The organism is Streptomyces sp. NPDC050439 (genome assembly GCF_040655335.1).
Taxonomy (GTDB): Bacteria; Actinomycetota; Actinomycetes; order Streptomycetales; family Streptomycetaceae; genus Streptomyces.
The window spans coordinates 320581-334694 of the sequence record NZ_JBFAJT010000002.1 but is presented as its reverse complement, the minus strand read 5'-3'; the positions used below and the strand labels follow the sequence as shown (position 1 = coordinate 334694).

13 protein-coding genes are annotated in these 14114 nt (G+C 67.9%); 2 read left to right on the top strand and 11 right to left on the bottom strand.

Going from position 1 to position 14114, the window contains the following annotated elements:
* Positions 1-255: 255 nt before the first annotated feature.
* On the bottom strand, positions 256-1098 hold the full coding sequence (locus AB0I66_RS08565; protein ID WP_363207012.1) for a SigB/SigF/SigG family RNA polymerase sigma factor: 843 nt from the start codon (positions 1096-1098) through the stop codon (positions 256-258).
* 376 nt (positions 1099-1474) lie between these two features.
* Here AB0I66_RS08565 and AB0I66_RS08560 point away from each other — a divergent pair, with 376 nt between their 5' ends.
* On the top strand, positions 1475-1681 hold the full coding sequence (locus AB0I66_RS08560; protein WP_363207011.1) for a hypothetical protein: 207 nt from the start codon (positions 1475-1477) through the stop codon (positions 1679-1681).
* A gap of 42 nt (positions 1682-1723) precedes the next feature.
* On the opposite strand, the gene AB0I66_RS08555 is transcribed toward AB0I66_RS08560, so the two are convergent.
* Positions 1724-1963, bottom strand: coding sequence for a DUF5133 domain-containing protein (locus tag AB0I66_RS08555; protein ID WP_363207010.1), 240 nt, complete (start codon positions 1961-1963; stop codon positions 1724-1726).
* A 450-nt stretch (positions 1964-2413) separates the two neighbouring features.
* Complete coding sequence (locus AB0I66_RS08550; protein ID WP_363207009.1) at positions 2414-3322, bottom strand: RNA polymerase sigma factor SigF; 909 nt, start codon at positions 3320-3322, stop codon at positions 2414-2416.
* 307 nt (positions 3323-3629) lie between these two features.
* Between AB0I66_RS08550 and AB0I66_RS08545 the strand changes: the two genes are divergently transcribed.
* Entirely contained in the window at positions 3630-4796 is a 1167-nt protein-coding gene (locus AB0I66_RS08545; RefSeq protein ID WP_363207008.1) for a PP2C family protein-serine/threonine phosphatase, read from the top strand.
* A 41-nt stretch (positions 4797-4837) separates the two neighbouring features.
* Here the strand turns inward: AB0I66_RS08545 and AB0I66_RS08540 are convergent, their stop codons facing one another.
* From AB0I66_RS08540 to AB0I66_RS08505, 8 genes are all read right to left on the bottom strand, one after another.
* Positions 4838-5335, bottom strand: coding sequence for a MarR family transcriptional regulator (locus AB0I66_RS08540; protein ID WP_363207007.1), 498 nt, complete (start codon positions 5333-5335; stop codon positions 4838-4840).
* Positions 5336-5588: 253 nt separating this feature from the next.
* Complete coding sequence (locus AB0I66_RS08535) at positions 5589-6476, bottom strand: lysophospholipid acyltransferase family protein (RefSeq protein ID WP_363207006.1); 888 nt, start codon at positions 6474-6476, stop codon at positions 5589-5591.
* Positions 6477-6553: 77 nt separating this feature from the next.
* Positions 6554-7234, bottom strand: a complete 681-nt coding sequence (locus AB0I66_RS08530; RefSeq protein ID WP_363207005.1) for a DUF1295 domain-containing protein — start codon at positions 7232-7234, stop codon at positions 6554-6556.
* A 28-nt stretch (positions 7235-7262) separates the two neighbouring features.
* Positions 7263-8396: an aromatic ring-hydroxylating dioxygenase subunit alpha gene (locus AB0I66_RS08525; RefSeq protein WP_363207004.1), complete on the bottom strand. Its 1134-nt coding sequence runs from the start codon at positions 8394-8396 to the stop codon at positions 7263-7265.
* Positions 8397-8409: 13 nt separating this feature from the next.
* Positions 8410-11103 carry a PEP/pyruvate-binding domain-containing protein gene (locus AB0I66_RS08520; RefSeq protein WP_363207003.1) on the bottom strand — a complete coding sequence of 898 codons (2694 nt, stop codon included), beginning with the start codon at positions 11101-11103 and terminating at the stop codon, positions 8410-8412.
* 23 nt (positions 11104-11126) lie between these two features.
* Entirely contained in the window at positions 11127-12215 is a 1089-nt protein-coding gene (locus AB0I66_RS08515) for a class I SAM-dependent methyltransferase (RefSeq protein ID WP_363207002.1), read from the bottom strand.
* An 11-nt stretch (positions 12216-12226) separates the two neighbouring features.
* On the bottom strand, positions 12227-13054 hold the full coding sequence (locus AB0I66_RS08510; protein ID WP_363207001.1) for an alpha/beta fold hydrolase: 828 nt from the start codon (positions 13052-13054) through the stop codon (positions 12227-12229).
* On the bottom strand, positions 13041-14111 hold the full coding sequence (locus AB0I66_RS08505; protein WP_363207000.1) for an NAD-dependent epimerase/dehydratase family protein: 1071 nt from the start codon (positions 14109-14111) through the stop codon (positions 13041-13043). The genes AB0I66_RS08510 and AB0I66_RS08505 overlap by 14 nt, the downstream gene beginning before the upstream one ends.
* Between the last annotated feature and the right edge of the window lie 3 nt (positions 14112-14114).

The window sequence follows — 14114 nt, the reverse complement described above, 5'->3', positions numbered from 1 at the left end:
GCTGGGCTCGGTCGGGGGGCGGGGTGGTCTGGGGCAGGTTGCCGCTGAGTTTGTCGGTGGCAGGTCTCGGTCCGATTGGCCGGGACGGGGCCTGCCGCTTGGTCTCGGGTGGTTCCGGACGGGGTGTCCTTGAAGGAGGGGCGGGCGGGGTGTCCGTGAAGGCGGGCTTGGCCTCAGCCGGGTTGCTGAGGCCCTGGGGCGGCCCTGGCGCCCCAGGGGCTCGGCGCGGGCAGCGTGTGGTGCACGCGCCCGCGGTCAGGCGGCCTGAGCGTGTCCGGCGCCGTTTTCTCCACGGACGGCTTCCGCGCGCACACGGGCGCAGCTGGTGGTGATGAGGCGGGAGACGTGCATCTGGGAGATGCCGAGCTCCTCGGCGATTTTGCTCTGCGTCATGTCCTCGAAGAACCGCAGGTACAAGATGGTCCGTTCACGCTCCGGCAGCCGGCGCAGGCCCGTCTTGGCGGCCTCCCGGTCGGTGATGCAGTCGTAGGCCGGATCGGTGGCCCCGAGGGTGTCCGCCAGGCTGAAGCCATCGGGGTCGAAGGACATCTCGGCGTCCAGCGACAGGGCGCTGTAACTCGTCATGGCCTCCATCCCCTCACGGACCTCACCCTCGGTCAGCCCCGCCTGCGCGGCGACGTCCGCAGAGTTGGGCTCGGTGTCACTGCCGGGCCGGTCCATGAGGTCACGGCGCGCGACCCGGACCTTGTTGCGCAACTCCTGGACGCGACGGGGCACCCGTACGTCCCACATGCGGTCGCGGAAGTGCCGACGCAGCTCACCGGTGATGGTGGGCACGGCATAGCTCTCGAAGGCGCCGCGCTCCGGCTCGTACCGGTTCACCGCCTTGATCAGGCCCATCGCGGCGACCTGCCGCAGATCTTCGAGGTTCTCCCCCTTGTTGCGGAAGCGGCTGGCCAGCCGGTGCGCCATCGGCAGCCAGGCCGTCACGATCTCCTCGCAGAGCAGGTCGTACTCGGGTCCGCCGTCGAGAGTGGCGAGATGCGCGAAGGCCGCCGCGGTGTCGGGAGCGTCCTCGTGGAGGTGCCGGGGACCTTGACGGCGACGGGCGGCGGGTGCGTTGAGATCGGTAAGCATCGTGGATCGCTCCTAAGCGGCGTGCGGGCAGGTGACCGCGGAGGAACGGAGTGGCCCGGAGTCGGGGCATCCGACGGGAGAAGACATACCGCTCCCCGCGAATGCGCCTCCGGTCCGAAGCACGAAGTCCGCCTGCCCCTGGACTTGGAGGGGAAACAAATCGCAGCTGAGGACATGCGCACAGAAGCATCCGTGAACGGCCGACGAGCCAGGTGGGGGAGCGCGCGTGCGCAGATGTGCAGATCTTGCGACCGGCCTTCGGTCGGGTATCGACACGGTGGGCGCCGGGGACGCCGGGGCGAGAAACTCATGGTGCAGGAGGCCGAGTTCGCCTCGTGCTACGGAAGGCCGGTCATCAAGGCGCCGTCCTGCCGACGTGGCGACGGTGCGGGCGGCCGAGGAGCGGCTCGGCATGGTCGCCGAGACCTACCGGCAGGGCTGTGCGGGGCAGTTGATGCGGTGTGCCCGGTGGCTCACGGTGGCGGGGGCCACCGGGGCGGTGGTGTGGGGCGGTCGCAGCGTCGCCTCGGCGCAGGACCCGAAGTACACGGTGGTCCCGCAGCGGTCGCGCGAGGCTGCGTGACAGGGGTGCCGACCGCCGGGTGGGCGGCACCCCTGTCACGCGTCACAGAAGGGCTTCGCCCGACAGGAGGGAGTCGTCGGTGAGGCGGGCGCCGGGCAGTTGATGGCTGGCGGCCACCAGCGCGGCGTCGATGTCGCTGGTGCCGGTGGCCAGGCACAGGCTGTAGGCGACGTCTGCGTACTCCTGGCGGCTTTCGGGGCTTCCATGGTCGGCCCGCAGTACGGCGAGGGCCTTGTAACGTTCCACCAGATCCGCCAAAACCACGGGGTGTGCCAGCAGCATGAGCATCCTCTCTCGGGGGCGCGGCGCGGCGCGTCCGTCGCCTCGCCCGTGTGCCCGTCGAAGATCGGATCAATCTGAGTGCAGGTGAGGCGAGGCTCACTTCGCGGAGGGGTCTGTTGACGCGCCTGAGTGGGCGGCGGCCGCCTCATCCAGAGCGTGCAGCGCGGCCGTCAGCAGAGGGTGGGAAGCGCTGCCGCGTCGTACGGCTGTCAAAAAGCGCCGCGCGGGAACGGGCGTGCCCAGCAACGGGACCCGAGTGACCGCTTACCACTCCTGGACCTGATGCGCCGGCGAGCGCGGGCACAGCAAGGGCCCCGGAGCGCTGATGGCGCCCCGAGGCCCGCAGGTGGTGCCGTGTCGTGTCAGTAAGTCTGTCTGTGATGAGGGGTGTCTGACGACGGTGTTTTGTGAGGGGTGTCTGGCGAAAAAGAGTGCTGATCGGCGGTGGCGTCAGGCCAGCATGCCCCTGCGGAGCTTGTTGAGGGTGCCGGTCAGCAGGCGGGAGATGTGCATCTGGGAGACGCCGAGCTCGGAGCCGATCTGCGACTGCGTCATCTCCTGGCCGAAGCGCAGTTCGAGGATGCGGCGCTCCCGCTCGTCCAGCTCGTCGAGGAGCGGTGCCAGGGTGTGCAGATTCTCCACCGCTTCCATGGCCGGGTCGGGCCCGCCCATCACATCCGCCAGGGTGCGCGTCGGCGTGGCCGCGCTCTCACCGCCGTCGGTGGGCGCCTCCAGGGAGCCCGCGGTGTAGCCGTTCGAGGCGACGAGGCCGTCGATGACCTCCTGTTCGGTCAGGTCCAGGTATTCGGCGAGCTCCTTGACGGTGGGGTCGTGGTCAAGATGCGCGGAGAGTTCCTCCTTGGCCTTGGCGAGCTCCACCCGCAACTCCTGGAGGCGGCGCGGCACATGCACGGCCCAGGTGGTGTCGCGGAAGAACCGCTTGATCTCGCCGAGGATGTAGGGCACGGCGAACGTGGCGAACTCGACCTCACGGCTGAGGTCGAACCGGTCGATCGCCTTGATCAGGCCGATGGTGCCGACCTGGATGATCTCCTCCATGTCGCCGTTGCCGCGATTGCGGAACCGGCGGGCCGCGAACTGCACCAGCGTCAGGTTCATCTCGATAAGGGTGTTGCGTGCGTACTGGTACTCGTGCGTGCCTTCTTCCAAGGTCTGCAGCCGGTCGAAGAACATCTTCGACAGCGCCCGGGCGTCCTTGGGGGCGACCTTGTCCGTGTCCTCGATCCACGGCAGATCACCCTCGATGGCGGACGCCTCGTTCGAGGCATGCGTATCGAGCGCGGCTGACGCCTCGTCCGCACGTGCGGTCTCGGCGGCCTGTTCAGAGATCAGTGACATGTCTCTACCTCCCTTGGTCTACGAAGCTTCCTCGTACCGCCCCTGCCCCGGCTTAAGGCAGGCATGTGCGTTGACCCAAATTTTCTTGCTGTGAGGAAATAGTTGTCTCCGTGCATCGTACGATGTGGGAGGTTGCCCGGCTTCGGCCTGGCATTCGCCCACACCTGACAGACCCAGCCACCGGAGTGACTCTTCGGGCGGGCCGTGTTGCACTGAGTGCATGTCCCCAAACGTCGAAGGCCGACGGAGCGGGGGTGCTGTCGGCCGGGCCCCCAATTCGGCTTGGCTAAACGAGAAGCAGGATCACGTGGACAGATTCGCTGCCGTCGAGCGGGCGCTGCGCAGCGCGGCGCCCCATTTGCTGCTCGATGTCGTGACGGGGGCGTTGCGCGAGGAGTACGGCGCCGACAGGGTGGAACTTCGGCTCGCCGACTACGGCTTGACCACCCTCCAGATGGTGGAGGAAGTGCCCTACGCCACTGAGCCGGTGCCGATCCATGACAGTCCGCAGGGCAGGGCCTTCGGTGCCCAGGAGCCTCGCGTCGAGTCAAAGGGCGGCGAGGGCGCGGCGACGATACATCTGCCGGTGACGGTCCGAGGGGACCGCATGGGCGTATTGACGGTCACCATTCCCGAGACGCGCTTCGAGCTGGCGCACCTGCCGGAGATCCAGCGCATCTGTGAGGCGCTGGGCCACGAGATCCTGGTCGCCGGGCGCGACACCGACCTGTACCTCCTCGCGCGCAGGGCCGTCCGCCTCACGCTCGCCGCCGAGATGCAGTGGCATCTGCTGCCCGGCCACTCGGTGTCGCGTCCGGAGTTCCAGCTGGGCGCCCACCTCGAGCCCGCGTACGCGATCTTCGGCGACAACTTCGACTGGTCGGTCTCCGCGCACCACCTGACGCTCACCGTGACCAACGGCATGGGTCAGGGGATGGAGGCGGCGCTCCTCACCAACCTCGTGGTGAGCGCGCTGCGCAATGCCCGCCGCGCGGGACTCGACCTCGCCGGTCAGGCCAGCCTCGCCGACCAGGCCGTCTACGCGCAGTACCGTGGCGAGCTGCACGCCTCCGTCCTGCTGCTGCGCTTCGACCTCGCCACCGGCGAGGTGGAGGTCGTCGACGCCGGATCGCCCCGCATGTGGAGGTACCGCGACCGGACCGTCGAGGCCGTCGACTTCGACGCGCAGCTCCCCCTCGGCATGTTCGAGGAGACGGCCTACGTCGCGCAGCGTCTGCGGCTGGAGCCGGGTGACCGCATTCTGGTGAGCAGTGACGGGGTCTACGAGAGCGTCTCGCAGGCGGGGGAGCGGTACGGGGAGCGGGCGCTGGCGCGGTCCCTGTCGGCGCACCGCCTGCTGCCCGCGGCGCAGGTGCCGCAGGCGGTGCTGCGTGATCTCGGGGAGTACCGGGGCACGCTGCCCCTGGAGGACGACGCTCTGGTGGTCTGCCTCGACTGGTTCGGGCGGCAGTAGGGGGTCGAGGACGAGCCGGCCTGAGCGCTCAGCGGTGTGGTCTACCCGACCGAGCGCCAGGTTCTGGCCCCCTCGTCGTCCTTGTCGGATGCCGTCGCCACCTCACGGAAACCCCTGAGTCCTTCGAGCAGGGCGCGGCGCGCCTTGGCCGGCATGGCCTCGATGGTGGCCATCAGGATGCTCTCGCGCCGCTTTCGCAGGTCGGTGAGGTAGGCCCTGCCGTGGCCGGTGAGGCGAAGCTCCAGTTCCCGTCTGCTGACCGGACTGGGCGTGCGCTCGATCAGTCCCGTGGCCTGCAGGCGGTCGCACAGGCGGCTCACCGAGGGGGGAGCCGAGCCAAGGGCCTCGGAAAGCATCCGCAGGTTGATGCCCTCCTCGCGGTCCAGTGCGTACAGCACGCGCAACTGGGACGGAGACACCGGTCCCGTCGGGACGGCCTCACGTCCCTGTTCCCACATGACTTCGAGCAGTTCGATGAACTCGGAACCCGCTTGGGCCGCATCCCGGGACCAGCGATCGGGTTCGGGACTCAGACCCATGTCCATGACACTCCGATCGGCGTTGTCTCACTTGTACTAGTTGCCACCGGGGCACGTTCCACACCCCGGAACCGAATAGGCCTACAAGGACACGCAGGTCGCGGAGCTTCTCTCGGGCATTGGAGCACCGGATCGCATCTCGGCGCGGGCGGTTGTGCGACGAAGCATAGTGGAAACCGGTCCCGGCTTCGTTGTCGAGGGGCGGGCGTATGGTCCGCGACGGGGGACACGGGCCATACGCCCACGTAGGGAGCTACGAGAAGAGCGATCCGCGCTCTCGGAGCATTTCGTTGATGCGGTGCTGAACGGTGTCCTTCACCTCGGTCGCCAGTTTCTCCACCACCAGCGGGTCGTCCGCGGAGCCGGGCGGGAATCCATCGGTGTATACGGGCGGGTCGAAGCGGATGGTCCACTTCGTCGGGACCGGCAGGAGACCCAGGACACCGAAGAGCGGGAACGTGGGCGTGATCGGAAAGTAGGGCAGACCCAGCATTCTGGCCAGCGTGCGCGATTCACCGATCATGGGGTAGATCTCCTCCGCCCCCACGATGGAGCAGGGAATCATCGGCCGTCCGGTCTTGAGCGCCAGCGCGGCGAAGCCGCCGCGGCCGAAGCGGCGCAGCCGGTAGCGCTCCTCGAAGGACTTGCCGAGTCCGCCGTAACCTTCCGGCATCACGCCGACCAGCTGGCCCTCGCCGATCAGCCGCTCGGCGTTCTCCGGGCACGCCCGCACATGGCCGAGCTTGCGGGCCAGGTCACGCACCACCGGCAGGGAGAACGCGAGATCGGCCGCGAGCATGCGCAGGTGGCGATGGGCCGAGTGGTGATCGCGGACGGCCACCTGAAGCATCAGGGCATCCAGGGGCAGGGTGCCCGAGTGATTGGCCACCACGAGGGCGGAACCCTCCGACGGGATGTGCTCGAGCCCTTGGACCTCGACCCGGAAGTACTTCTCGTACAGCGGACGCAGGGCCGGCATCAGCAATTCGTCGACGAGATCGGGGTCGAATCCGAAGTCGTCGACCGCGTTCTCCTCGGAGGACAGGCGGCCGAAGAGGTCGACACCGGTGGCGAGGAGTTCCTGGAGCAGTTCCGTCGCGAAGGAGGGGGAACTCTCGGAGGATGTCTCTTCGTGGGGCACGCCGTTTTCTCCTCAGTTCTCGATGAAGGTGCGGTGCGACGGGCCGATGGAAGCCCGCCGCACCGCGGTCGGTCCGCTCAGTACACGAAGGGGATGAACTTGGCCGTCTTGGCCGCGTACTCCTGGAACGCCGCTCCGTACCGTTCGGCGAGGTACTTGTCGAGCATGGGGATGTTCAGGAAGATGAACATGCATGCCATGATCGCCGGAATGACGAAGGCCCAGAAGGTGCCGGTGACCAGTGCGAAACCGGAGAAGAGTACGGCGTCACCGAAGTAGTTGATGTGCATCGAGTACTTGAAAAGGCCCTCGGTATAGAGCTTGCCCTTGTTCTCCGGATGCCGCTTCCACAACTTGCGCTGGTACTCCGAGCCGGTGTTCAGGTACGAGCCGATGACATAGAGGGCCACGCCCACCCACGTCGCGACTCCGACCGGCGCCGTATTGGTCCCGCCGAGATAAGCCATCGTCCAGTGGATGACCATGACCCAGACGCCGACCGTGAAAGTCTCCGACCACTCCATCTTCCGTTGCAGCATCACGAAGTTCGTGGCCATGAACCGCAACAGATAGATGACGGAGAGAGTGACCAGGAGCGCACGGCGGAGCGACACCGCCTCGTCGAACTCTGTCCCGAACCAGTCGGCCACCGTGTCCGCCCCTCCGAGGAGGAACCAGGCCGCGCCGGCCACGGCGATCGTGTTGCACGCCGTGACCAGTGTCTTGGGACCGGTCGACGGATCGTATCCGCCGTACATGTCTCACCTTCGCTTTCGATGCAGAGATTTACCGCTGTGCGTGGGCGCCGGACCAGTCCTCGACTTCCTTGCTGACCGGCACGATCGCCGCGGGCTTGTTGTTTTTGCTGGTACGCGCCTTGGCGTTGCCTTGCGCCGCCTCCTGGATCAGGTGGGCGCGCATCGCGAGGTACTTGGCGTTCACCTCGTCGACCGGGATGAACTTGTTGATGCCACCAGCGCTGATCTTCGGCTCCTGGTGCTCCATGATCCGCGCGTCCTGCGGGTCCTGGACCCATTTCTCCATGTACAGAGATGCCCAGGGCAGCAGCCGGCGCAGCTTCTCGGAGCGGAGGATCGGCTTGACCTTCTCGTACTCGTACCACCGCATGATGTGCTCGGTGTGCGTGTCGTCGATGGGCACGAGCCACGAAGTCGACTCGAACTGCTCGGTCACCACATGCACCATGCACGGGAAGGTGAACGTGATGACGTAGTGCGTGGAGTTGGTCGGATCGGCTTCTTCGCAGTGGTCGAACGAGTAGCGGATGGTCTGCCCCTCGGTCTCCACGTGATGATTGGCGATCTTCGTGGCGGCGAGATAGCGCTCCTTGCCGTCGAGCCCGAACTTGCTCGGCGTCCCGTACAGGAGCAGGTAGTCGATGTAGTTGAACCAGTGATCCCGGTGCACGTAGGTCACGTGGTAGAACTCGAGCAGGCTCTCGATGTAGCGCGTGTAGTGCACCGGCCGGGTCCACCGCTGCGTGGAGTGGAGCTTCCCGTTCTCGGTGATCTCGCGCGGGGCCTGGATGTCGGGCAGATCGGCCTCGGCGCGGTCGTCGCCCCACCACATCCACACGAGCCCGAATTTCTCGCGCACGGGATAGGTGGGCACCTTGAGCGATCCGGGAATGCGCGCGTTCGAGCCCATCGCGGGTATTGCCTTGCAGGCGCCGTCCGATCCGAACCGGAATCCGTGGTAAGGGCATTCCACGGAATTGCCCTTCATGCGCCCATGGGCCAGATTGGCGCCCTTGTGCGGACACCGAGCACCCTGGCAGACCAGGTTGCCGTCGATGTCACGCCAGAGCACGAGCTCTTCACCGAGGCGGCGCGTGCCCAACGGTGCGTCGTTCTTTACTTCCTTGGCGTCGAGTATGGGATACCACTGGTTGGGTATCATCCTTTTCCTTTCCTCAGCCTTCGGCGACTTCGACCGTTCCGGCGTCGCCGTCAACGATGATCAGGTCACCGGTGTTGATGACCTGAGTCGCGTGCTTGGTGTTCACCACCGATGGCACGTTGAATTCACGGGACACGATCGAGCTGTGCGACAGCATGGATCCGATGTCCGTGACGACACCGCCCGCGATGGCGAACAGCGGTGTCCACGAGGCGTCCGTATAGCGCGTCACGAGAATCTCGCCGGCCTCGAATTCGTCGGCCTGCCAGACCAGGTCCTCGACGATGCGGGCGCGCCCCACGACCCGTCCGGGGCTCGACGCGAGGCCGCGCAGCGACGCACCGGCAGGGGCGGGCCGCGCCGCCTGGTTGATGTCGTGCTCCCCGACGAACGTGAGCGGCGGTTCCGGCAGCCGCTTGTGGTATTCGTGCAGGCGGCGCGCCTCGTCGAGTTTCTGCCGGTCGAAGGCCGCCGTCGCCTCCGCGGTGCCGGCCAGATAGGAACGGACGTCCTCGAAATCGAGGTAGGCCACCTCGTCGAGGGAGTGCAGCACGCCGTCGGCCACCAGCCGTCGGCCCACTTCGTAGACCACGTTCCGCACCAGCCATATCGAGGTGACCATGGACATGCGGGTGTTCTCACGGAGTTCGCTGCACAGCGCGTAGAGCGAGATGACCGTTTCCATGGTCTTCCGCTTCGGCAGAGAGAGCTTCTCCAGGGCGTCGCGTGAGGTGTCGTGGGCGCTGCTGGTGCGTTTGAGGATGTCCTCCATCGAGAACCCGTCGGCGGCGTAACGCCGGATCATCTGGAAGATGTACGACGGGTCGTCGATCCACCGGGGGTGGCTGATCTCCATCTCCTGGTGACCGCGGGCGCCGTTGGCCCGCAGGAAGGGCTCGATGTGGCCCTCCCAGAAGGCGCGCCCCTCGGTGTCCTCGCGCAGGGCGTCCGCGATGCCTTCCAGGGGGCGCTCGTTGATGAGCGCCAGGACGCGGGGGCGGTCCTTGGCGGCCTGCGCGACCGCCCAGATGTCCTTGGCCGACTCCACCGTCCGCAGGCTCGACATGTCCGTCTTGATGCGGTTCTGGAGATTGGTTCCCTCGTCGCCGAGCCACAGCGAACACAGCTCGCTCAGCACTCCGTAGAAGCCGAACGCGTTGATGTAGTAAGGCATGTAGCCCACGTGCATGTCGTGGAAGTAGCCGAGGTGACGCCGTAGCTCGGTGTGCAGTTCGTGGCGGCTCATCCTGGACAGGTCCAGCTGCCGGGCGCGGTCGAACTCGTAGAGCCGGGAAGTCGACATCTCCTGCGACCGGGTCTTCATCCGGGCCATCTCGTTGACGGTGCTGCGCAGCCAGAAGGCTGTCGACAGAGCGTCCTCCCACCCGTCGGGGAACGTGCCGAACGGGTTGCTGTAGCCGTCGAGGTTCGCCTCCTCGCTGACGAAGCGCGCCGTGAAGCGCCGCTGGTCACGGGTGGGGAGGCACTGGCCCAGCATGTAGGAGGTGAAGGAGATGTTCAGGTAGATGTGGCCCTGCAGATACCCCATGTGATGCTCTGCCGCGCCGGTGTCGCGTACGCCGACGGCGGCTGCGGTGTCCCGGTGCACGTGCTCCTGGTAGTACCTGGTGAAACTCAGGCCCAGCGGGGTCATCAGGCCCACGAAGATCTCACCGATGTCCATGCGGGACCAGAGCGTGCCGGTGCGGATCTCGTCGGTCTGCGGGCTGACGTACGGCGTCCGGGCCGTGCTCGTCGTCGCGGTGGGGCCCGCGGGCGGCAAGGTGGTGATCGGGCGCGTCTGGAACAGGTGGAGGCGGCCGTCGAGCATGCCCCACTCGATGTCCTGCTCGGCGCCGTAGTGTTCACGGATCCGCACCGCGAGGCCCGTCAGCTCCCCCAGCTGCTCGTGGCTCAGGCACGGCACGTTGCGCGCGGCCGCGGCCACCTTGGTCATGCCGATCCGGCCGGGCTCCAGCGGCGCGCACTTGGTGACCTTGTGCCGTACCTGCTCCTCGACGACGTCCAGCGTGCGGTCGTCGACGACGAAGAAGTCACTGGAGACACGCCCGGACACCAGTCCCTCGCCCAGCCCCTGGCACGCCTCGACGACCACGCGGTGCGGCCGGGCGCTCACCGGGTCGACGGTGAACAGGACACCGCTGACATCGGCGTGGATCATCTCCTGCACCACGACGGCGATCGAGCCGTGCGGCGCGTCGTCGGTGCGGTAGACCGTCGCCCGGTCCGACCACAGAGAAGCCCAGCACCGCCGCACGGCGGTCAGCAGATCCTCGTCGCCCGAGACATCCAGGACGGTGTCGTGCTGGCCTGCGAACGACTGCGCGACGGAGTCCTCCCGGGGCGCGGACGAGCGCACGGCGACCCGGGGGCGTCCGAGCCGCTCGTAGGCGTCGAGGATGGATTCCGCGAGCGGTCGCGGGATCTCCGTGGCCAGGACCTGCTCGCGGACCGTACGGCTGTCCGTGCCGCGCACCTTCTCCGCCAGACCGGTGTCGCACAGGAACGCGTCGAACAGCTCGGTGGTGAGACAGAAGGCCGGGGGCACCGGCAGCCCTGCCTCCGTCATGTCCGCGAGGCGGGTGGCCTTGCCGCCGAGGATGGCGGGGTCGGCCCGCTGGGTGCCGTCGAGAACGACGATGTGCGGGGACGGCGGTGTCGGGGCCGCGGCATCAGTGCTTGTCATGAGTGGTTCGTCTCCTGGGACGGTCAGGACTGCGCGGGTTGGGGGTTGCCTGCCGTGAAGGCACGGAACTGCTCTCCCGGAACGAGCTGATCGGCACGCACATCGATGAAGCCGGCCTGCTTCAGCTGTGCCACGAGCTCTTGCTCGCGTGGCAGCGCGCCGCCGAAGTCGGAGTAGGAGAACCAGAGGTTGAGTGCTTCCAGACCGATGTTGCCGCCCTGGCAGGGGCTGGTGAGCAGCAGCTTGCCCCCGGGGGCGAGGCAGGCCCGGGCCCGCTTCAGGGCATCCACACGCTCGTTCTCGGGGAAGTAGTAGATGCTGTTGTGCAGGGTGACGAGGTCGAACTGCGGCTGGAGTTCGAGCGTGCGCAGGTCCGCCCGGCGGGTCTCGACACGGTCGGCGATCCCCCACTCCGCCATGTTCTGGGCGGCTTGGTCGGCGACCTCCTGCTGCATGTCGACCGCGACGGCGGTGAGCCGGGGGTTCAGCTGGGCCGCGTGGCGCACGTAGATGCCGCTGCCGCAGCCGATCTCCAGGAGCTGCTGTGGCGTGTCGCGGACGAGCGTGCGCGAGATGGCCTCCTCCACCAGCGGCTGCACGACCCGGGTGGAGCGGGCGATGACCGAGCCGTCCTGGTCGCTGAGAGAGAAGCGCCGCCCCTCTCTCAGCATCCTCGGTCCGTCGAGAAGCGCGGGCAGATGGAAGCGCATGACCTCTTCGAGGGCGGCGGCCATCGCGTCGTTGCCGGGCTGCGCGAACGCCTTGGCCGGCAAGCTCTTGAGCCGGTAGCAGCCCTCGCTCTTGCCGAGGTCGCCGAGGCGCACCCCCATGTCGAGCCAGGCCCGCAGCCGCGGCTTGTCCTCGGCGGGCACCTGCAGCTTGTCCGCGAGCGTGTCCAGATCGCAGGGCCGTACGGAGAGCCAGCGGAGCATGCCGGAGCCCGCAGCGGAGGAGAGGAAGGCGGCCCGGTACATCGGTTCCACGAAACCCTTGGACAGGGCCAGGAGTACCGGCATGCGCGGGTTGCCGAGCACACGGGCAGCGGTGAGGACGTCGGTGAGGGGTGCTTCGACGCGGCGGGTGACGGTCTTGGTGAGACTCAGTATGTCCACGGTGCGTTCCTTCAGGTCATGGCGGTCTTGGGAGCGGAATGCCGAACGGCTTCCGGCCGGCTCAGCTCGTCGCGTATGTCACGCAGGAGTCGGGTCCTCTGCGGCTCCTCGTTCAGGAAGAAGTGACCGCCCGGGTGGTGACGGCGCAGGAAGGAACTTCCGGTGTAGGCACGCCATGCCTCCATCTGGGGCACCGAGGCGATCGGGTCCCCGGTCGCGGAGAAGGCCGTCATCGGGCAGTTCAGCGGAGGACGGGGCCGCCACTGATAGGTGTCGCAGACGCGCAGGTCGGCCCTGAGCACCGGAAGCCGGCGTTCGAAGTAGGCGGTGCCGACGGTTCCCGCCACGTCGAGGCCGCCCAGGTCGCGGACGAAATCCCGCAGTTGCGTGTCGGTCAGTGCGTGGTCGGAGCGATCACCGTGCAGATGAGGCGCTCGGCTGGCCGAGACGAACAGATGCCGCGGCTCCGGCATGCCGCGCTCCCGCAGTTCGCAGGCCAGCTCGTACGCGAGGAGCGCACCCATGCTGTGGCCGAAGAACGCGTAATCGTCGATGAGCCCGTGCTCGACGAGCACCGTGGCGAGGTCCGCTATGAGTGGCGCGGCTTCGGAGTACGGCTCCTCGTCGAGCCGCGTGCCGCGACCGGGCAGCTGCGGGGCCACGACTGCCGTCGTCTCGCCCAGTGCCTCCTGCCAGCCGCGGTAGGCCGAGGCTGTGCCACCCGCGAAGGGAAGGCAGATCAGGCGCAGGACGTCGGGGCGCGGGTCCGGCCGTACGACGTGACGTTCGGTGGGCGGGAACCACGCTGCTGACGGCCGGATGGTCTCAGCGGGCGACATGGGCACGTCCTTCGGCGGAGTCCAGCCATGCGAGCGTGCGGCGCAGGCCCTCGGGGAAGTCGATCTCGCTCTTGAAGCCGAAGTCCCCTTGTGCGCGATCGATCGCGTAGGACTGGTCACGGTCGAAGAGGTGGACCGCGTGCCGGGTGAGCACCGGTCGGGCCTTGATGCCCAGCGTGCGGTAGAGCCCCTCGGACACGGTGGCCACGGTGGTGGCGACGGGGGTCGGCAGACTCATGCGGGGCGGCTTGAGGCCCATCCCCTCGGCGAGTGCTCCGATGTACTCGCGCCAGGTCGTCAGCTCCGGGTCGCGCAGGTTGTAGACCTTGCCGGCCGTCTGGTCCGACGTGGCGGCGTTGATCATCGCCTCGATCAGGTTGTCGACGTAGATGAGGCCCGCCGGTACCTCGCCCTTGCGGATGTAGACCATTTGCCCCTGCCGCAGCAGGTTGCCGATCTCGATCACGAAGTCCTTGCTGCCGGGGCCGTACACGGAGACCGGGCGGACGACGGTGACGGGCACGCCGGTGCGGTCGGCGGCCAGGCGGACGGCGCGCTCGCCGAGCAGCTTGCTGCGGTTGTAGGGCAGACCGATGTCGGTCGGCTCGGTGCTCTCGTCGCAAGGGCGGCGAGGGTAGCCGTAGACGTCCGTGGTGCTGACGTGGAGGACGCGCCGGACGGTGCCGGCCGCGTGCGCGGCCTCGACGACGTTCTTCGCGCCGTCGACGTTGGCCTGCCGGAAGTCCTCCCACGGGCCCCAGTCGGCGGACATCCCGGCGCAGTTGTAGACGTGGGTCACCCCTGCTGTGGCGCGGCGGAGGCTGCCCACGTCGTCCAGGGCGCCGACCACGACGTCGGCGGCCGCTTCCGCGCAGCCCGTGCGGTCGCTGCCGGACCGGACGAGCACCCGGACACGGTGTCCGCGCTCGGCCAGGCGGCGGGTCAGATGCCCGCCGACGAAGCCGCTCGCCCCGGTGACCAGCACGTCGGGCCGGCCGTCGGGGGCAGCGGGTGCGGGCGTGGCAGCAGGAGTCGGTTCAGTGCTGTTCTGATCCATGAG